Genomic DNA, 17588 nt, shown 5'->3' on the forward strand with positions numbered 1-17588 from the left:
ATGGTGGGAAGGTGCTGGAAGACGTCCCCCGCGATCCGTTCGCGGACGACCCTAACGACCCTTCCTCAGCGATGGGCGCGCTCGACGATGCCGAGCCGCTCACGGCCGCCGAGCGCGACGAGGCCATCACCGACCTCGCCGACGTCGAGGTCTTCCGTTCCCTGCTCGAACCGCAGGGGGTGCTGGGGCTCGTACTCGACTGCCCGGAGTGTGGCGAGCAGCACTTCTTCGACTGGGATCTGCTGCGCGGCAACCTCAAGCAGATGATCGAGAAAGGCCAGCCGCAGGTGCACGAGCCGGCCTTCCACCCTGACCCCGCCGACTACGTCAGCTGGGACTACGCCAGAGGCTACGTCGACGGCGTCATCGACACGGAGGAGCGCCGCTGAGTCACGTCATCCCGCAGCACGGCCAGCAGCCGCACGGCGGGATCGCCCGCATCGGGCATCTCTCCACGGCCGAGCGCGTCGAGCAGCGCGTCGGTCTCGTCCTCTGGCGTCAAGCGGACTCCAGCTCGGCCATCTGCCGCAGCCTGGCCAGCGCCCGATGCTGGGCGACGCGCACTGCACCCGGTGACATGCCGAGTACATTACCGGTCTCCTCCGCCGAGAGTCCCGACACCACCCGCAGCAGCAGTAACTCCCGCTGGTTCTCGGGCAGCCTGGCCAGCAGCCGCCTGGCGTGCTCGACCTCGATGTAGCGGACCACGGTCTCCTCGGGCCCCGGGCCGTCGTCGGGGCCGTCGGGCAGGTCCTGTGTCGGCACCGCCGACCGTACCGAGCTGCGCAGCGCATCGGCCACCTTGTGCGAGGCGATGCCGAACACGAACGACGCGAACGGCCGCCCCATGTCGCGGTATCGCGGCAGCGCGGACAACACCGCGATGCACACCTCCTGGGCGACGTCATCGGCAATGTGATATTGCCCTGAAACCCTGCCCAGCCGGGCGCGGCAATACCGCACCACCATCGGACGCAACTCGCCGAGCAGGGATTCGATCGCACTGCGATCCCCCTGTACGGCGAGGCTCGTCAGTTCCCTAAGGTCGGAGTCATCCGTCCGTGCCGGAAGTCTCGACGCGAGCCTTACCCCAATTTTGGCGTCGGCGACGCTTCCCTCGCTCACGATAGGCATGATGCCCGCACTGATCGGGCCTGTCGTCATGGCGAACGGCTACGGATTGGTCACATTGAAGCGACGATAACGAGCAGTAATCAGGCGACCACACTAAGCCTTAATACTGACATAATATTTCACTTGATAACCCGGAATGCACGACATTTGTCAGACCCGCGACGCTTATCGCCCACTCCCGGTTTACGACCAACAATCCACCTTTCCCCCCAATTTCCCCCATCGCCCGATAACCCGCCCCGCCCAGAACCGGTCCCAAGCGTGGCGCGCTCGGCCGAGGTCACGCCGCGCCGCGCGCTCGCCCAAGTCGCGGCTCCGCGCGCGCTCGCTCAGTCGTCGCGCGCGTCCAGCAGCTCCAGGTAGCCCCGCACGGCCTCCCACAGGTGATGCTCTGGGTAGCGGCCCAGGCTCCGGTGCTCGCGCCGCCACCGCCGGTCCCAGTACGCCCCGTGCACCGCCCTGAGGTGCTCCAGCGCCGTCCGCAGCTCCGCCTCGACGTCGGCCACGCCATTCGCAGCGGCCCCGCCCGCGGACGCCGCCCGCGCCTCGCCGAAGCGCCGCTCCGCCAGCGCCGCCAGCACGTCCTCCTCGATGCCGTCCAGCGACCAGAACCGCACCGGCTCCCTGATGTGATGGTCGGCCACCGGATCCCGATGCGAGCGCCAGACGTAGGCCACCCCGCCCTTGTCCAGATCGAGGAAGTCGACCAGCCAGGCCGTCCCCGGCGGCTGCGTGCCCCACGCCACCTCCTCGGGCGGCAGGTTCAGCACGAACGCCACCTCAAGGCACTCGACCTCGCCGGCCCCGCCGAGCAGGTCGCCGAACACGTACGCCGCCCGCAGGAACGGCTCGTCCGCCCGCACCCGCCGCGTCTGCTCGCACGCCCGCGCGAGCATCCGCAACCGCTCCACCGCCCGCCGGTACCGCACGCCCCCGGCCACCTCCTCACACCGACCGCCGCCCAGCGTACGTGCCCGCCCCCGCTTCACGACGACCACGGGCACCGCGAAGCCGTACAGACCCAGGAAAGCCGTACGGCCCGCACCCTGAGCAGGGTGCGGGCCGTACGGTCAGTGGAAGGAAGGAACGGTCAGTGGCCGTGGCCGTGACCGTGACCCGCGCCGGCGGCCGGCGCCTCCTCCTCGGGCTTGTCCACCACGAGCGCTTCGGTCGTGAGCAGCATGCCCGCGATCGAAGCGGCGTTCTGGACGGCCGAGCGGGTGACCTTGACCGGGTCGATGACGCCCTGGCCGATGAGGTCGCCGTATTCGCCGGTCGCGGCGTTGAGGCCGTGACCGGCCTCCAGCTCGGCGACCTTGTGCGTCACGACGTAGCCCTCGAGGCCGGCGTTCTCGGCGATCCAGCGGGCCGGCTCGACCAGCGCGCGGCGCACGATGCCGACGCCGGTCGCCTCGTCGCCCGTCAGACCGAGGTCGTCGAGTTCCTTGGAGACGTGGATCAGTGCGGAGCCACCGCCGGAGACGATGCCCTCCTCGATCGCGGCGCGCGTCGCGGAGATCGCGTCCTCGAGGCGGTGCTTCTTCTCCTTCAGCTCGACCTCGGTGGCGGCGCCGACGCGCAGCACGCACACACCGCCGGCCAGCTTGGCCAGCCGCTCCTGCAGCTTCTCGCGGTCCCAGTCGGAGTCGGACTGCTCGATGGCAATCTTGATCTCCTTGACGCGGTCCTCGATGGCCTGCGCGTCACCGGCGCCGTCGACGATGGTCGTGGCGTCCTTGGTGACGACGACGCGGCGGGCCGTGCCGAGCACCTCGAGACCGACGTGCTCCAGCTTGAGGCCGACCTCCTCGCTGACGACCTGGCCGCCGGTGAGGATGGCCATGTCCTGCAGCATCGCCTTACGGCGGTCGCCGAAGCCGGGGGCCTTGACGGCCACCGAGGTGAAGGTGCCGCGGATCTTGTTGGTGACCAGGACGGCCAGGGCCTCGCCCTCGACGTCCTCGGCGACCACGAGCAGCGGCTTCTTCGTCTGGGCGATCTTCTCCAGCAGCGGCAGGAAGTCCGCGATGGAGGAGATCTTGCCCTGGGTGAGCAGGATGTAGGCGTCCTCGAGGACGGACTCCATGCGCTCGGGGTCGGTGACCATGTAGGCCGACAGGTAGCCCTTGTCGAACTGCATGCCCTCGGTGAACTCGAGCTCCATGCCCATGGCGTTGGACTCTTCGACGGTGAGCACACCGTCCTTGCCCACCTTGTCGAACGCCTCGGCGATCAGGTCACCGATCTGCGCGTCCTGCGCGGAGATCGTGGCGACGTTGGCGATCTCCTTTTTGTCGGCCACCTCGCGGGCGGTCGACAGCAGGCGGTCGCTGACGGCCTTGGCGGCCTTGTCGATGCCGCGCTTGAGCGACAGCGGCGAGGCGCCGGCGGCGACGTTGCGCAGGCCCTCGCGGACCATGGCCTGGGCCAGGACGGTCGCGGTGGTGGTGCCGTCGCCCGCGATGTCGTTGGTCTTGGTCGCCACTTCCTTGGCGAGCTGGGCGCCGAGGTTCTCGTAGCGCTCCTCCAGCTCGATCTCACGAGCGATGGTCACACCGTCGTTCGTGATCGTCGGCGCACCGAACTTCTTGTCGATGACGACGTTACGGCCCCGCGGGCCGAGGGTTACCTTGACGGCGTCCGCGAGGGCGTTCACGCCGCGCTCGAGCGCGCGGCGGGCGTCCTCGTCGAACTCCAGGATCTTCGCCATTGTCTGAAAGTTCCTCTCCTAGCGTCGAAAGCCCCGGCCGCCCTCAAGAGCGCCCGGGGCTCGACACATCCGGCCTACTTCTCGATGATCGCGAGAACGTCGCGGGCGGAGAGCACGAGGTACTCCTCGCCGCCGTACTTGACCTCGGTGCCGCCGTACTTGCTGTAGAGGACGATGTCGCCCTCGGAGACGTCGAGCGGAATCCGCTTCTCGCCGTCCTCGTCCCAGTTGCCCGGGCCCACCGCGAGGACCTTGCCCTCCTGCGGCTTCTCCTTGGCGGTGTCCGGGATGACCAGGCCGGAAGCGGTGGTCTGCTCGGCCTCAAGCGGCTGAACCACAATGCGGTCGCCGAGCGGCTTAACGGGAACCTTGGTGGCGGTCGTCACGATCGGACCTCCCCTTCAGATTTGAATGATCTAGAAGAGGCGACCAGCTGGGCCTGCCGTCGCGGGTGTCAGACCTGCCTCGTCGCACGTTGGCACTCTCAAGGGGAGAGTGCCAACAGGAAACATATGCAAGAGGGGCTTGACAGTCAACACGAACGCGTCTGCTGAGAGCGATCAGAGCTCCGAACAGGCCGTTGACCTGGTCCAGTCTCCCACGTGCACGAATGTTCGCCTCACCGGCCACGCCGCTCCCGCCCGCTCGGACCACGACGCCGACCCGTCCCGGCCCTACCCACCTGCACGCCTCCTACCCGCACCACCCCGCGCAGGTCCCCACGGGCGCAGGTCTCCCCGCGCAGGTCCCCCCGCGCAGGTCCCCCGCCCAGGTCCCCCCGCACTAATCCCCCGCCCGCATCTCACCCGCCCGCATCTCATCTGCCCGCGCCTCGCCTCCCTTCAGGCGCGTCTCCCCGTCCTTGGGGCTCCCCCTGAGGCGCGTCTCCCCGTCCTGAGGACGGCGGGCGTGGCGCTAACGTCGGGTGACGTGGACCTCGACGCCTTCACCGAGCTGCTGACCCCGCGCGGCCTGCGGGCGCTGGCCGAGGCGGGCGAGCTGGCGGGCGCCGATCCCGTGGCCGCCGCCACGACCCTGCGCAAGACGTACGACGCGGCGCTTACCTCCGCCGCGCTCACCCAGGCGGGGCTGCGGCATCGGGCCAGAGCCAAGTTCGGCGCGGACGCCGACCGGATGTTCTTCACGCCGCACGGGCTCGAACAGGCCACCCGCGCCGAGGTCGCCGCCCACCGCGCCGCCCTGCTGCCCACCCTGCCGCCCACCCTGCCGCCCGCCCAGGCACCCGCCCTGCCGCCCACCCAGCCGCCCTCCGGCGCCCGCGTCGTGGACGCCTGCTGCGGCATCGGGGGCGACCTGCTCGCGCTGGCCCGCGCCGGATGCACGGTGACGGCGTTCGACACCGACCCGCTGACGGTGGCCGTGGCGCGGGCGAACGCGGAGGCGTTCGGGCTGGGCGAGCGGGTGACGGTCCACGTGGGCGACGCGGCGGAGGTGCGGCCCGAGGAGTACGACGCGCTGTTCGCCGACCCGGCGCGGCGCACGGGCAGGGGCAGGACGTTCGACCCGATGGCGTACTCGCCGCCCTGGCCGGTGGTGCTCGACCTGATCTCACGCGCCCGGCTCTCCTGCCTCAAGGTGGCGCCGGGCATCCCGTACGAGTTCATCCCCGAGGGCGCGCTGGCCGAGTGGGTGTCGTACAAGGGGGAGGTCAAGGAGGCCACGCTGTGGACGGGCGCCGGCGTGACCGCGGGCAGGCGCGCGGCCCTGCTGCCCGGCGGGCACACGCTGACCGCCACCGGCGTCACGGCCGAGGTGGGCCCGCCTGGGCGCTACCTCTACGAGCCCGACGGCGCCGCCATCCGCGCGCACCTCGTCGGCGAGGTGGCCGAGCTGGTCGGCGGGCGGCTGATGGACCCGATGATCGCGTACGTCACGTCCGACGCCCCGGCGGACACCCCATGGGCCGCCAGATACGAAATAGAAGACATCATCCCCTTTTCTCTGAAGAAACTCCGCGCCGCACTCCGCGCCCGAAAAATCGGCAATGTCACCATCAAGAAGCGCGGGTCAGCCGTCGACATCGAGCGCCTCCGTGCCGATTTGCGGCTCAGCGGGGAGAACACCATGGTCATCGCCCTGACCAGAATTCTCGACAAACCCTCGGTAATCCTCTGCAAACCCTCCTCACCTGCCTGAATTGCCAAATTCGGCCATCGAATCGCTTTCCTCGATCTTTCACTTCAGCCCTGACGGACCTTGATCGAAAGGCTAAGGTGGGCGGGCGGGAGTTCTCCCCCTATTGCGGTTAACCGCGTTCTCGCTCTTCAGATATTGAACCGGACCTACCCGACCACTGCGCGGCAGTCCGTCGGCGAGCGAAGGAGCTTTCGGTGGACCATTCCAACCACACCACCCTTCTCCAATCGGGCGCGTACAACGCCGACGTCGTCCCCAAGAGGATGCGGGACCTGCTCGCCCGTGCCGCCCAGGACCACGTCTACGAGCAGCGCACCCAGGGCGCGGTGCTCGACGAGATCCGCCAGCGCCTGGAGGGCATGGAATGGCTGCTGCGGGAGGTCCGCGAGCGCGAGCTGGGCGGGCTGAGCGGGTCCATCGAGGCGGTGAGCGGGCGGCTCGACGAGATCTCCGCCAAGCCGCCGATGTGGGCGGAGGGGCTCGCGCAGCACGTCGAGGCCGTACGCGACCACGTGGACGCCGTGGGCGACAGGGTGAGCGGGGTGGACGCCAGGGTCTCCCCGATCACCGATCTGCCGAGCGTGTGGGCCGACCTCGGCACCGTGGGCGAGAGCGTCGACGAGGCGCTCAGCCGGCTGCAGTCGGTGCTCGACACCACCGACGGCATCACCAAGGGCATGGCCGACTTCGCCGCCACCCTGGCGGGGCTCAACGCCAGCATGGAGGCCGCGGCCGGGCGCTTCACCCGGCTCGACCGGTCGATGGCGGAGCTGACGTCCCGCACCGACCGGGTCGAGGTCGCGGTCTCCGACCTTTCCGAGAGCCTCACCACCCGCCTCGACGACACCGACCAGCGCCTGACGACCCGGCTGGACGAGACCGACCAGCGCCTCACCACCCGGCTGGACGAGACCGACCAGCGGCTCACGGCCTGTCTGGGCGAGACCGACCAGCGGCTCAGCACCCGGCTCGACGAGACCGACCAGCGGCTCGCCACGGCCCTGCTGGAGGCCGACGAGCGGCTCGTGGCCCGGCTCAAGGAGGCCGACGAGCAGGCCGGCGCCCGCCTGGCCGGCGTCGAGCAGCGCCTGACCGTCCGCCTCGACGAGACCGACCAGCACCTGGCCGTGCAGCTCGGTGAGAGCGAGCAGCGCCTCACGTCCCGGCTCAGCGCCGTGGACGCCCGCCTCGAACGCGCCGAAGGCCGGCTCACCGGCCTCGACTCCCGGCTCACCGGGTTCGACAGCCGGCTGGAGTCCGCCGACGAGTGCCTGGCCGACATCGACACCAGGCTCGACGGCCTCGACGGGCGCATCGGCGGCGTCGACAAGCGGCTGTCGTCCATGGACGGCCAGCTCGGCGCCGTCGACAAGCGCCTCGGCACGCTCGACGGCCACCTCGGGCGGCACGACGACCGCTTCGACGCCCTCGACGTCCGCCTGGACACCCGCTTCGCCTCGCTCGACGAACGCCTGCAGGCCACCGACCAGCGCGCCGCCGAGATCGCGACCCGCAACGAGGGCCGCTTCAACCGCCTCGACAGCCAGGTCGACGCCATCGACGAACGCCTGGTCGAGGCCGAGGAGCACATCAGCAGCCGCTTCGACTCGCTCGACGACCACTTCGGCGGCCTCGACAGCCGCTTCAACGGCCTCAACACCCACCTGAACGGCCTCGCCACCCGCGCAGAACAGGCCACAGAACACCTGGAGTCGGTCGACGACCGCATCGAAGCGGTCAACCGCCGCGTAGGCGACCTCCCCGACCTGACCGACCGAATGACCCAACAGGTAGGCGAACTCCTCCAGACCCACGCAGGCGAACAGTCAGAACGCCTCGCCGCCGCCACAGAAGCCCTCAGCGAACTGGTCCGCTCCCGCCCCGACAGCGAGGAGATGACCGGCGCCGTCTCAGGCGTGGTCTCAGAGGTCGTCCAGCCGGCAACGGACGAACTGACAAAGCGCCTGAGCGCGCTGGAGGAAACCATGCTCGCCCTGGCCGAAGCCCTCCTCCGCCCCACCCGCCCCAAGGACTGACGAGACCGCTCCCGCCCGCCCCCACGATCGGGGGCGGGCGGCCCATCACCAAGGCACCCCCACCCCACCTCAGAGCCCGCGCACAACAGCGCGGGCCGGGGCATGAACGGCACGAACGGGCCCGCACGCACGACGCGGACAGGGCGCGGTGAAAGCGGGCGACGCAGACGAGTGCGCGGTGAAAGCGGGCGACGCAGACGAGTGCCCGGCGCGGCGGGAGCCTCCAGGGGCTCAGCGACTCCCAGACGGGCCACACCCCGTTCCCACCCGACGCCCACCCAAGGCGGCGGGGGTGAGGTCAGCGGGCCTCAGAGGCGCGTCCGAGGGGCCTCTGGGCCCCTTAGGCGGGACAACGCCCTATCCCCCACCCGGCGCCCGCACACGACGACGGGGCCGAGAGCTGCGACGGGTCGGGAGCGCGTCCGAGAAGCCCCCGGCCCCCTCAGACGTGGACGGTGGTGATCGGGAGGGAGGAGTCGGCGGGGATCTGGAGGGAGGACGGGGTGATGCCGGCAGCCACCAGATCCGAGCCCAGGGCGGCGACCATGGCGCCGTTGTCGGTGCACAGCCCAGGGCGGGGCACGCGCAGGCGGACGCCGGCCGCGTCGCAGCGCTCCTGGGCCAGGGCCCGCAGGCGGGAGTTGGCGGCGACGCCGCCGCCGATGAGCAGGTCGTGGACGTCGTACTTGCGGCAGGCCTGCAGCGCCTTGCGGGTGAGCACGTCGACCACCGCCTCCTGGAAGGACGCGGCCACGTCGGGCACGTGCACGGACTGCCCCGACGCCTCCCTGGCCTCGACCCACCGCGCCACGGCCGTCTTGAGCCCGGAGAAGGAGAAGTCGAGCGTGCCGTCGTCGATCTTGCCGCGCGGGAACGCGATGGCCGCCCCGGAGCCGTCACGGGCCGCCTTGTCGATGTGGGGCCCGCCGGGGAACGGCAGCCCCAGCACCCGCGCCACCTTGTCGAACGCCTCACCGGCGGCGTCGTCGACGGTGGAGCCGAGCGAGATGACGTCCTGGGCGACGTCGGGGACGAGCAGCAGCGAGGAGTGCCCGCCGGAGACGAGCAGCGCGATGCAGGGCTTGGGCAGCGGCCCGTGCTCCAACTGGTCGACGGCGACGTGGGCGGCGAGGTGGTTGACGCCGTAGAGGGGCACGCCGAGGCCGAGCGCGTAGGACTTGGCGGCGGCGACCCCCACGAGCAGCGCACCGGCCAGCCCGGGCCCGGCGGTGACGGCGACGGCGTCGATGTCGGAGAACGTGAGCCCGGCCTGGGCCAGCGCGGCCTCCACGGTCGGCGTCATGGCCTCCAGGTGGGCGCGCGAGGCGACCTCGGGCACGACCCCGCCGAACCTGGCGTGCTCGTCCATGCTGGAGGCGACGGTGTTGGCGAGCAGCGTGTGGCCCCTGACGATGCCGATGCCGGTCTCGTCGCAGGAGGTCTCGATGCCCAGAACCAGGGGTGCGTCAGTCATCCAGCCGTTTCCTCATCATGATCGCGTCGGTGCCGTCGTCGTAGTAGCGGCGGCGGGTGCCGATCTCCTCGAACCCGAAGCGCCGGTAGACGCTCTGGGCGCGCGGATTGTCGGCGCGTACCTCAAGGAAGATCTCTCGCGCGCCCCTGCGGCGCGCCTCGGCGAGCAGCTCGGTCAGCATGGCGCCGCCGATGCCGTTGCGCTGGTGCTTCTCCAGCACCGCGATGGTCTGCACGTCGGCCTGGTCGGCCGCGGCGGCGAGCCCGGCGTAGGCGACGATCTCGTCGTCGACCAGCGCGACGACGTAGTGGCGGGTGCGCGGCATCTCGGCCAGCTCGCCGCGCATCATGCCCTCGCTCCACGCGTCGAGCGGGAAGGTGACCCGCTCGATCTCCATGACCGTAGGCAGGTCGGCCTCGGTCATCGGCCTGAGTCTCACGCCGTCACCTTCTTGGGGGCGCCCGGCACGACCGCGTCGGGCCTGCGCAGGTAGATCGGACGCGGCGGGTCGAGCGCGACCCCCTTGTCCAGCCGCTCGGCGGCGAGGGCGGCGAGCGCGCCCGCGTAGGGGTAGGGGGGCGCTCCCGCACCGTCGCCGAGCAGGCCGGGGTAGAGCTGGGCGCCCGCACCGACCACCGGCAGCCCCTCGACGGGGACGTCGGCGGGCCGGTCGACGAAGGGACCGTCGACGCGGGTGCGCAGATCGGAGTAGCGGGCCCAGAACACCTCTTTGCGCCGCGCGTCGGTGGCGGCGATGAAGGGCTCGGTGCGCCCGCTCGCGTAGGCGACGGCGTCGAGCGAGCAGACGCCGTACGCCGGCACGCCCAGGATGGTCGCGAGGCCCTGCGCGGTCATCAGCCCCACCCGCAGACCGGTGTAGGGGCCGGGCCCGCTGCCCGCCACGACGGCCGTGACCTCGCCCAGGGTCACCCGCGCCTCGCCGAGCACCAGCTCGATGGCGGGCGCGAGCAGCTCACCGTGGCGGCGGGCGTCGATGGTGGTGTGTTCGGCGAGCACCCGCTCGCCGTCGTGGAGAGCCGCGGTGACGGCGGGCGTCGCGGTGTCAAAAGCCAGGACCAGCACGACTGTTTAGCCTACCCGCAGACGGGGTCACACCCAGCCGGTACGCCGCTTCAGCCATTCGAGTGCCACCACGCCCTGCGCCCGCTGGAACGCCCTGAGCGTGGGCAGCCCAGGCGGGTCCGGCTGCCTGGACATGCGGACGAAATAGCCGGTCAGGGCGGCCACGACCCGGGTGACGTCGTCGCCGGGCAGCTCGGCCAGCTCGTGCGGCGCGGGCCCGCCCTGCATGCCGATCGACGGCAGCATCGCGACCCTGTCGAACCAGGACGCGGCGGTGGCGGCCCACGGCCAGTCGACGACGTAGACGCGGTCGTCGGTGAGCAGGATGTTGTCGGCCCGCAGGTCGGCGTGGGCGAGGGTGTCGCCGGCGGCCGCGGCGGCCCATCCCGACTCCAGCTCGGCCAGCTCGCCGAGGTGCCGCACCACCCAGGGGTCGAGTCCGGTGGTGTTCTCGTTCATGAGGTTGCGCCAGCCGTGGAACTGCTCACCGAACACCTCCCCGATCGGGGGCGCGTCGATGGGCGACGGGGTGAGCGCGGCGGACATCTCCTCGACGGCGGCGAGCACCCTGTCCAGCTCGTCGCGCCGCCAGGGCATGGCGGGGTGGCGCCCTTCGACGTCCTCGAAGACGAGCACGACCCAGCCGTCGAGCTCGAACCCGGTGAGCAGCCGGGGGGCGGGGACGGACGCGGGCAGCGCGGCGGCGTTCACCAGCTCGGAGCGGTAGATGCGGACGGCGTCGGCGTTGGGCTCGGGGCCGACGGCCTTGACGAAGGCGCGCCTGCCACCGCGCGTACGCAGGCGGACGGCGGCGGCCGGGGAGAAGCCGCCCGGCTGCGTGACGGCCTCGGCCACGGCGTCACCCAGGAAGTCCTCGATCGCGGCGCGCACTGCCGAGGGCACGTCGGACCAGGGTACGCGGGCACCGGTGGCGGGCGGGTTGGTCTCGGTGTCGGTCATCAGCCTCAGACCTGGGATGCGTAAACGATGATGTTGTCGACGTATTCGCCCTTGGCGTAGTCGAACTTGCCACCGCACGTTACCAGTTTGAGGCCGTCTTCCAGGTACACCTTTTTCGCCGGGAAGCTGTCCTTGTGCACCTGTTCGATCGCGTCTACCTGGTAGGACACGACCTTGCCGTCACTGCGCTCGACCTTCACGGTCTCGCCCTTGCGTAACTCCCTGAGCTTGTAGAACACGGCGGGCGCCGTCTTGGTGTCGACGTGCCCGATGATCACCGAGGCGCCCTTCTCGCCGGGCACGGAGCTGCCGGTGTACCAGCCGGCCATCTTCGGCTTCTCGTACGGCGGCAGCTCGACCTCGCCGTTCTCCAGCAGCTTGAGCTTCATCAGCGGCGCCTCGACGTCGATCGACGGGATGTCGATCGTCTTGGGCACGACGGAGGCTTGCGCGGGGGTGGTGGTGCCGGTCTCCATGCCCTTGCCGAACGCGACCAGCAGCAGGCCGGTCACGGCCCCTGCGAGCACCACCCGTCCTGGACGGGCCATGACCTTATGCCCTGGTGCGCCGCTTGATCGCGTAACCGATGCCGCCGGCCAGCGCCAGGGCGATGAGCACGCCCGCGGGGCCGAGCGGGATCGACGACTCCTCGGAGGCGTCCTGCGCGTACGTGCCGCCGCCGCCCGCCCGAGGCGCCCTGGTGGGCAGGGTGGTGGTCTCGGTGGGGTCGGGCTCGGCCGCGACGACGCGCAGCGTGGCGCGGCCCATGTCGTTGGTGCCGTCGCACTTGACGTCGACCCGGTAGTTGCCGCGCCGGATCGTTCCCGAGACCTGCGCCTCGCCGCGCACCCATGGCGAGGGAGAGGCCGGAGTCGCGGTGGGGGACGTCGTGGACGCCGGCACGGGGCTGAGCGTGACGCCGTTGACGAACGCCTTGGACGTGGCCGTGCCGGTGTGGGCGGGACCGCCGGTCGGCACCGGGCAGTTGGCCAGCACCCACACCTGAGACGTCTCGCCCGCGGTGACCCGGTCGGGGTTGACCTGGACATTGATGTTCTGTCTTGTGGTGGTCACGCGGGGGCTGGCGGTGGTGGTGGCGGTGGTGGTGGTGCCTGTGGGGCTGCCGCTGGCGGTGGGTGTGGGTGTGGGTGTCGGATCGGTGTCGGCCGAGGCCGAGCAGCCGGTCAGGCCGACCATGGCGATGGCTCCCGCGTACGCGACTCGTCTGACCCTGAGCACCGGCCGCACCCCACTTTGCCGTCTTGCTACCCAGCATCCACCAGAACGATGGATGTCGCCCCTCCTGATACCCAGAAAATCTGGGCGAATCACTGACCAACGATCATGTTTCAGATAGCCGGCCCGGTACGTCAAGGGTGCCAGCCTTACCGGATATTGACCTGCGTTCTAGTCTTGTGGCGGTTCAGACGGCGTGTCGGCCCCGAAGTCGGGCCCGAAGTCGGGCCCGAGCCCGGCCCACCGGGCGCCCACGCCGCGCAGCGTGACGACGCGGGCCTCGTCGCCGGCCTCGCGGTCGATGTGAATCTCCAGCCGGTCGTCGGCCAGCCCTTCGACCAGCCCCTCGCCCCACTCGACGACGGTGACGGACTCCTCCAGCGAGGCGTCGAGGTCGAGGTCGTCGACCTCCAGGTCACCACCCAGCCGGTACGCGTCGACGTGCACCAGCGGCGGCCCCTGCCGCAGCGACGGATGCACCCTGGCGATCACGAACGTCGGCGAGGTGATGGGACCGCGTACTTTGAGCCCCTCGGCGAGGCCCTGCACGAGCGTGGTCTTGCCGGCGCCGAGCGGGCCCGACAGCACGACCAGGTCGCCGGCGCGCAGCCGGGCGGCCAGGCGGGCGCCGAAGGCCCGCATCTCCTCGGTGGTCGCGACGCGCATTTACAGCTCCACTCTCTTCAGCAGGTCGCGCAGCGCGTCGTTGACGACGCCCGGCCGCTCGAGCTGGATCAGGTGCGAGGTGTCGGGCACCTCGGTCAGCTGCGCCTTGGGCAGGGCGGCGGCGATGGCCTTGCTGTGGTCGGGCGGGGTCAGCCAGTCGCGGTCGCCCACCAGGATCGCGGTGGGCACCGGGTCGAGCACGTGCAGCGCGGAGAGCTTGTCGTGGTTCATCAGCGCCGGGTAGAAGTCGGCGACCACCTCGGTCGGGGTGGCCCTGATCATCGACTCGGCGAAGTCGACGACGGTCGGGCTGACGTTCTTCGAGTCGCCGAAGCCGACGTAACGGGTGAGGAGGAAGGCGATGTCGCTGCCCGCGTTGCGGGTCCTGTCGATGAGCGAGCCGCGCTTGCCCAGCATCGACACCGTGGTGGGGGCGACCTTGTGGACGACTTTCGACAGCATCGCGGGCAGGCCCAGCGTCAGCTCGGCCAGCTTGCCCGCCGAGGTCGCGATGAGGGCCACCGCGCGGATCTTGTCGCCGAACAGGTGGGGGTGACGGTCGGCCAGCGCCATGATCGTCATGCCGCCCATGGAGTGGCCGACCAGCACGCAGGGGCCGGGCACGTGAGCGGCGATGACCTCGGCGAGGTCGTCGCCGAGCCGGTCGATCGTGCTGTCCTCGGCGCCCGCGCGCTGGGAGCGGCCGTGGGAGCGCTGGTCCCACAGCACCACGCGGTAGTTGTCACGCAGGTCTTTGCGCTGGTAGTGCCACGACTCCATGCTGAGGCAGTAGCCGTGGCAGAAGACGACGGTCAGCGGCGGCTCGTCGTCGGCCGACGGGTTCTTCCGCTCGGGGCCGTCGATCTCGACGTGCAGCGCCTTGCCGTCGGAGGTGATGAGCGTGTGCTCGGTGCCGCGCAGCTCGCCGAACGGCTCGCTGGCCTCGGTGTCGGGGCGCAGCCTGATGCGGCCGACCGCGTACCGCTTGGCCAGCGCCGCCGCCGCGACGCCTGCTGAGGCCGCGCCGACGAGCGCGCCGGCGATCCCTACCCGGCGCCGTCTTGTCGTCGTCGTCATGTGCCCGATCCTTCTCCACTCATGGCCGCCGCGATGTGCCCTTCGTCACTGGTGGTAGATCCTGGGCACCCGCGCTCCGATCCTCGTCACGATCTCATGTGTGATCGTGCCGAGGGTATCGGCCCACTCCTGTGCGGTCGGCTCGCCCCCGTCGCCGGGGCCGAACAGCACGACCTCGTCGCCCGCGGAAATCGGATCGTCACCCATGTCGATCATGAACTGGTCCATGCACACCCGGCCGGCGACGAGCCGGCGGCGCCCGCCCGCCAGCGCCTCGGCCCGCCCGGTGGCGTGGCGCAGCACGCCGTCGGCGTAGCCGAGCGGGACCAGGGCGAGCGTGGTCTCGCACGCAGTGGTGTAAAGGTGGCCGTAGGACACGCCCGAACCCTCGACGACCCGCTTGACCAGGCCGACCCTGGCCACCAGCGTCATGGCGGGCCGCAGGCCGAAGTCGCCCAGCTCGGGGATGGGGCTCAGGCCGTACATCGCGATGCCGGTCCTGACCATGTCGAAGCGGGCTTCGGGCAGCGTGACGACGGCGGCGGAGTTGGAGATGTGCCTGATCACCTCAGAGCCCGCCGCGCCGGCCTGCTCGGCCAGCTTCAGAGCCGTCTCGTACGTCTCCAGCTGCCGCGCGACCGACGGATGCCCGGGGATGTCGGCGCAGGCGAAGTGGGACCAGATGCCGACGATCTCGATGGCGCCCTCGGCCTTGAGCTCAAGCGCCTTGGCCAGCAGGGCGGGCCAGGCGGCCTGCGGCGCCCCGCCCCTGCTCATGCCGGTGTCGGCCTCGAGATGGAGCTTCGCGGCGCGGCCCGTGGCGCGGGCGGCGGCGGCGATCTCGTCGAGCAGGCCGGGATGCGAGGCCGACAGCTCGACGTCGGCGGCCAGCGCCTCGGCGATCGGCTCGCCGGGCGTGATCAGCCAGGCCAGGATCGGCGCGCTCACCCCGCCGGCGCGCAGGTCGAGCGCCTCCTGGATGAACGCGGTGCCGAGCCGGCTCGCGCCCGCCCCCAGCACGGCCTCGGACGTGGGCAGCAGGCCGTGGCCGTAGGCGTCGGCCTTGACCGCGCCCATCAGCTCCGCGCCACCGGCCCGCTCTTTCAGCAGGGCCACGTTGTGGCGAATGGCGCCCAGGTCGACCCGTGCCTCGGCGGGGGTGGTCATCGGGTGGTCCATCCTTCCAGTCTGGCAGCTCGGGCTCGTGGCCGGGCACGCTTCGCCCGGCCTGGACGTCACGAAATGGCGCTGGTCACGGCGCGGATGGCCCGGGGCAGCGCGGTCGCCACGTCGCCGGCGGCCAGCGGCGCGCCCTCGGCGGCCAGCCGCCCGGCCACACCGTGCAGGTAGGCGCCGCAGGACGCGGCGTCGTAGCAGCTCAGGCCCTGGGCGATCAGCGCGCCCGCGAGGCCGGCCAGCACGTCGCCGGTGCCGCCGGTGGCCAGCCACGACGTGCCGGTGGGGTTGACCCGCACCGGGCGGGCGTCCTCGGCCACCACCGTGGTCGAGCCCTTGAGCAGCACCGTGACGCCCAGCTCCGCCGCCGCCCTGCGGGCGTATTCGAGGCGGGCGGCCTCGATCGCGTCGCGCTCGGTGCGCAGCAGCCTGGCCAGCTCACCGGCGTGCGGCGTGATGAGGACGGGCGCGTTGCGCCACAGCAGCGAGCGGTCCCTGGCGACCAGCGTCAGCGCGTCGGCGTCGACCAGCACGGGCACGTCGGAGGCGAGCACCTCGGCGGCCAGCTCGTGCGCCCAGTCGTCGGTGCCGAGCCCCGGGCCGAGCACCCACGCCTGCACCCGCCCCACGCGGGCGATGGAGGGCTCGTCGAGCTCCGTCACCACGGACTCAGGCCAGTGGGAGCGCACCTGGGCGACGGGGGCGGGGCGGCCGGCGTACCTGACCATGCCGGCGCCGCCCCGCAGCGCGCCGCCGACGGCGAGCACGGCCGCGCCGGTGAACAGGTCGCCGCCCGCCGCGACGCCCAGCACGCCTCTGCGGTATTTGTCCGACTCGTTGCCCGGCCGCGGCAGCAGCACGTCGAGGTCGGCGTCGGTGAGCGCGGCCACGTCGGGGTCGGGCAGGTAGGGCCCGAGCCCGATGTCCACCAGCTCGACCCGCCCGGTGTGCGCGGCGCCGGGATCGACCAGCAGCCCCGTCTTGTACGCCCCCATGGTCACGGTCACCCGCGCCCGCACCGCGGCGCCCTCGACCCGCCCGGTGGAGGCGTCGACCCCGCTCGGCACGTCGACCGCCACGACCTGCCCGCGCGCGGCGGCGGCCCGCTGGGCCAGCTCCGCGTACGGCTCGCGCAGCGCCCCCGACACCCCGATGCCGACCAGCCCGTCGATGATCAGATCGGCCTCATCGACGGCGGACCGATCGACGACCCGCCCACCGGCGTCGAGCAGCGCCCGCAGCCCCGCCTCGTGCGTCTTCGACCCGGCCGCCACGACGCCCACCCTGGCGCCGCGCCTGGCCAGCCGCTGCCCCGCGTAGAGCGCGTCGCCGCCGTTGTCGCCGCTGCCGGTGAGCAGCACCACGCGGCTGCCGTAGACGCGGCCCAGAAGGTCGGCGCAGACGGCGGCCAGCCCGGCCGCGGCCCGCTGCATCAGCGTGCCGTCGGGCAGCCGGGCCATGAGCGCCTGCTCGGCCTGCCTGATCTGGTCGGCTGTGTAGGCGGTCTTCATGATCTGACGCTATCCCTCCGCGATCACATAGGCCACGGCCACCCCCGCGTCGTGGCTGAGTGAAAGGTGCCAGCGCTTGACGCCCAGCCCGTACGCGACCTCGGCCACCTTGCCGTAGACCCGCAGCTCGGGTTTGCCCAGCTCGTCGCAGCGCACCTCGGCCTCCAGATGGCCGAGCCCCTTGGGCGCGCCGAGCGCCTTGGCGACGGCCTCCTTGGCGGCGAACCTGGCGGCCAGCGAGTGGACCGGCAGCGGCTGCTCGACCTCGGTGAACAGCCGGTCCTTGAGCTGCGGAGTGCGCTGCAGCGCGGCCTCGAAGCGGGCGATGTCAACGACGTCGACGCCGATACCCAGGATCATCGCCCCAG

General features: G+C 71.5%; 19 protein-coding genes. 3 read left to right on the forward strand and 16 right to left on the reverse strand.

Annotated elements, in window-relative coordinates; genetic code table 11:
• The first annotated feature begins 11 nt into the window (after window positions 1-11).
• Window positions 12-389, forward strand: a complete 378-nt coding sequence (locus ABZW11_RS32550) for a DUF5319 domain-containing protein (protein WP_355425493.1) — start codon at window positions 12-14, stop codon at window positions 387-389.
• Here the strand turns inward: ABZW11_RS32550 and ABZW11_RS32555 are convergent.
• From ABZW11_RS32555 to groES, 5 genes are all read right to left on the reverse strand, one after another.
• Window positions 350-502, reverse strand: coding sequence for a hypothetical protein (locus ABZW11_RS32555; protein WP_355425496.1), 153 nt, complete (start codon window positions 500-502; stop codon window positions 350-352). The genes ABZW11_RS32550 and ABZW11_RS32555 overlap by 40 nt on opposite strands.
• A complete protein-coding gene (locus tag ABZW11_RS32560; RefSeq protein ID WP_132334441.1) occupies window positions 499-1134 on the reverse strand; it encodes a sigma-70 family RNA polymerase sigma factor in 636 nt (211 codons plus the stop codon). Before ABZW11_RS32560 ends, ABZW11_RS32555 begins: the two co-directional genes overlap by 4 nt.
• A gap of 329 nt (window positions 1135-1463) precedes the next feature.
• On the reverse strand, window positions 1464-2063 hold the full coding sequence (locus ABZW11_RS32565; protein ID WP_355425499.1) for a hypothetical protein: 600 nt from the start codon (window positions 2061-2063) through the stop codon (window positions 1464-1466).
• A 161-nt stretch (window positions 2064-2224) separates the two neighbouring features.
• The gene (gene groL / locus ABZW11_RS32570; protein ID WP_355425502.1) at window positions 2225-3844 is read right to left on the reverse strand and encodes a chaperonin GroEL; all 1620 of its coding nucleotides are present in this window, start codon (window positions 3842-3844) and stop codon (window positions 2225-2227) included.
• A gap of 74 nt (window positions 3845-3918) precedes the next feature.
• Window positions 3919-4233 carry a co-chaperone GroES gene (gene groES, locus ABZW11_RS32575; RefSeq protein WP_219545199.1) on the reverse strand — a complete coding sequence of 105 codons (315 nt, stop codon included), beginning with the start codon at window positions 4231-4233 and terminating at the stop codon, window positions 3919-3921.
• A gap of 520 nt (window positions 4234-4753) precedes the next feature.
• On the opposite strand from groES, the gene ABZW11_RS32580 reads away from it, so the two are divergent.
• Window positions 4754-6001: a methyltransferase domain-containing protein gene (locus ABZW11_RS32580; RefSeq protein WP_355425505.1), complete on the forward strand. Its 1248-nt coding sequence runs from the start codon at window positions 4754-4756 to the stop codon at window positions 5999-6001.
• Window positions 6002-6195: 194 nt separating this feature from the next.
• Window positions 6196-8037, forward strand: coding sequence for a hypothetical protein (locus ABZW11_RS32585; protein ID WP_355425508.1), 1842 nt, complete (start codon window positions 6196-6198; stop codon window positions 8035-8037).
• A gap of 442 nt (window positions 8038-8479) precedes the next feature.
• Here ABZW11_RS32585 and tsaD read toward each other — a convergent pair whose 3' ends face one another.
• The 11 genes from tsaD to ABZW11_RS32640 all read right to left on the reverse strand — a co-directional run bounded on the left by tsaD (window position 8480) and on the right by ABZW11_RS32640 (window position 17580).
• Window positions 8480-9511 carry a tRNA (adenosine(37)-N6)-threonylcarbamoyltransferase complex transferase subunit TsaD gene (gene tsaD, locus ABZW11_RS32590; RefSeq protein ID WP_355425510.1) on the reverse strand — a complete coding sequence of 344 codons (1032 nt, stop codon included), beginning with the start codon at window positions 9509-9511 and terminating at the stop codon, window positions 8480-8482.
• Entirely contained in the window at window positions 9504-9935 is a 432-nt protein-coding gene (rimI, locus tag ABZW11_RS32595; protein ID WP_355425633.1) for a ribosomal protein S18-alanine N-acetyltransferase, read from the reverse strand. Before rimI ends, tsaD begins: the two co-directional genes overlap by 8 nt.
• A gap of 11 nt (window positions 9936-9946) precedes the next feature.
• Complete coding sequence (tsaB, locus tag ABZW11_RS32600; RefSeq protein WP_355425512.1) at window positions 9947-10594, reverse strand: tRNA (adenosine(37)-N6)-threonylcarbamoyltransferase complex dimerization subunit type 1 TsaB; 648 nt, start codon at window positions 10592-10594, stop codon at window positions 9947-9949.
• Between the two features lie 27 nt (window positions 10595-10621).
• Window positions 10622-11554 carry a phosphotransferase gene (locus tag ABZW11_RS32605; protein WP_355425514.1) on the reverse strand — a complete coding sequence of 311 codons (933 nt, stop codon included), beginning with the start codon at window positions 11552-11554 and terminating at the stop codon, window positions 10622-10624.
• Window positions 11555-11559: 5 nt separating this feature from the next.
• A complete protein-coding gene (locus tag ABZW11_RS32610) occupies window positions 11560-12102 on the reverse strand; it encodes a class F sortase (RefSeq protein ID WP_355425517.1) in 543 nt (180 codons plus the stop codon).
• A gap of 4 nt (window positions 12103-12106) precedes the next feature.
• Window positions 12107-12793, reverse strand: coding sequence for a hypothetical protein (locus tag ABZW11_RS32615; protein WP_355425520.1), 687 nt, complete (start codon window positions 12791-12793; stop codon window positions 12107-12109).
• Between the two features lie 168 nt (window positions 12794-12961).
• Window positions 12962-13456: a tRNA (adenosine(37)-N6)-threonylcarbamoyltransferase complex ATPase subunit type 1 TsaE gene (gene tsaE, locus ABZW11_RS32620; RefSeq protein ID WP_355425523.1), complete on the reverse strand. Its 495-nt coding sequence runs from the start codon at window positions 13454-13456 to the stop codon at window positions 12962-12964.
• Window positions 13457-14533 (reverse strand): alpha/beta hydrolase, encoded by a 1077-nt coding sequence (locus ABZW11_RS32625; RefSeq protein WP_355425526.1) that lies wholly within the window; start codon window positions 14531-14533, stop codon window positions 13457-13459.
• A gap of 45 nt (window positions 14534-14578) precedes the next feature.
• Window positions 14579-15700, reverse strand: coding sequence for an alanine racemase (alr, locus tag ABZW11_RS32630; protein ID WP_355425636.1), 1122 nt, complete (start codon window positions 15698-15700; stop codon window positions 14579-14581).
• 68 nt (window positions 15701-15768) lie between these two features.
• Window positions 15769-17220 (reverse strand): NAD(P)H-hydrate dehydratase, encoded by a 1452-nt coding sequence (locus ABZW11_RS32635; protein WP_355425528.1) that lies wholly within the window; start codon window positions 17218-17220, stop codon window positions 15769-15771.
• Between the two features lie 9 nt (window positions 17221-17229).
• Entirely contained in the window at window positions 17230-17580 is a 351-nt protein-coding gene (locus tag ABZW11_RS32640) for a holo-ACP synthase (RefSeq protein WP_355425531.1), read from the reverse strand.
• Window positions 17581-17588 lie beyond the last annotated feature (8 nt).

The organism is Nonomuraea sp. NPDC004580 (assembly GCF_040609855.1).
GTDB lineage: Bacteria > Actinomycetota > Actinomycetes > Streptosporangiales > Streptosporangiaceae > Nonomuraea > Nonomuraea salmonea.

What these genes read in the sequence shown, in the direction of transcription:
- ABZW11_RS32560 (WP_132334441.1), bottom strand. Translation starts at nt 1,134, where the DNA reads ATGCCTATCGTGAGCGAGGGAAGCGTCGCCGACGCCAAAATTGGGGTA.
- groL (WP_355425502.1), bottom strand. Translation starts at nt 3,844, where the DNA reads ATGGCGAAGATCCTGGAGTTCGACGAGGACGCCCGCCGCGCGCTCGAG.
- tsaD (WP_355425510.1), bottom strand. Translation starts at nt 9,511, where the DNA reads ATGACTGACGCACCCCTGGTTCTGGGCATCGAGACCTCCTGCGACGAG.
- rimI (WP_355425633.1), bottom strand. Translation starts at nt 9,935, where the DNA reads ATGACCGAGGCCGACCTGCCTACGGTCATGGAGATCGAGCGGGTCACC.
- ABZW11_RS32605 (WP_355425514.1), bottom strand. Translation starts at nt 11,554, where the DNA reads ATGACCGACACCGAGACCAACCCGCCCGCCACCGGTGCCCGCGTACCC.
- ABZW11_RS32610 (WP_355425517.1), bottom strand. Translation starts at nt 12,102, where the DNA reads ATGGCCCGTCCAGGACGGGTGGTGCTCGCAGGGGCCGTGACCGGCCTG.
- tsaE (WP_355425523.1), bottom strand. Translation starts at nt 13,456, where the DNA reads ATGCGCGTCGCGACCACCGAGGAGATGCGGGCCTTCGGCGCCCGCCTG.
- ABZW11_RS32625 (WP_355425526.1), bottom strand. Translation starts at nt 14,533, where the DNA reads ATGACGACGACGACAAGACGGCGCCGGGTAGGGATCGCCGGCGCGCTC.
- alr (WP_355425636.1), bottom strand. Translation starts at nt 15,700, where the DNA reads ATGACCACCCCCGCCGAGGCACGGGTCGACCTGGGCGCCATTCGCCAC.
- ABZW11_RS32635 (WP_355425528.1), bottom strand. Translation starts at nt 17,220, where the DNA reads ATGAAGACCGCCTACACAGCCGACCAGATCAGGCAGGCCGAGCAGGCG.
- ABZW11_RS32640 (WP_355425531.1), bottom strand. Translation starts at nt 17,580, where the DNA reads ATGATCCTGGGTATCGGCGTCGACGTCGTTGACATCGCCCGCTTCGAG.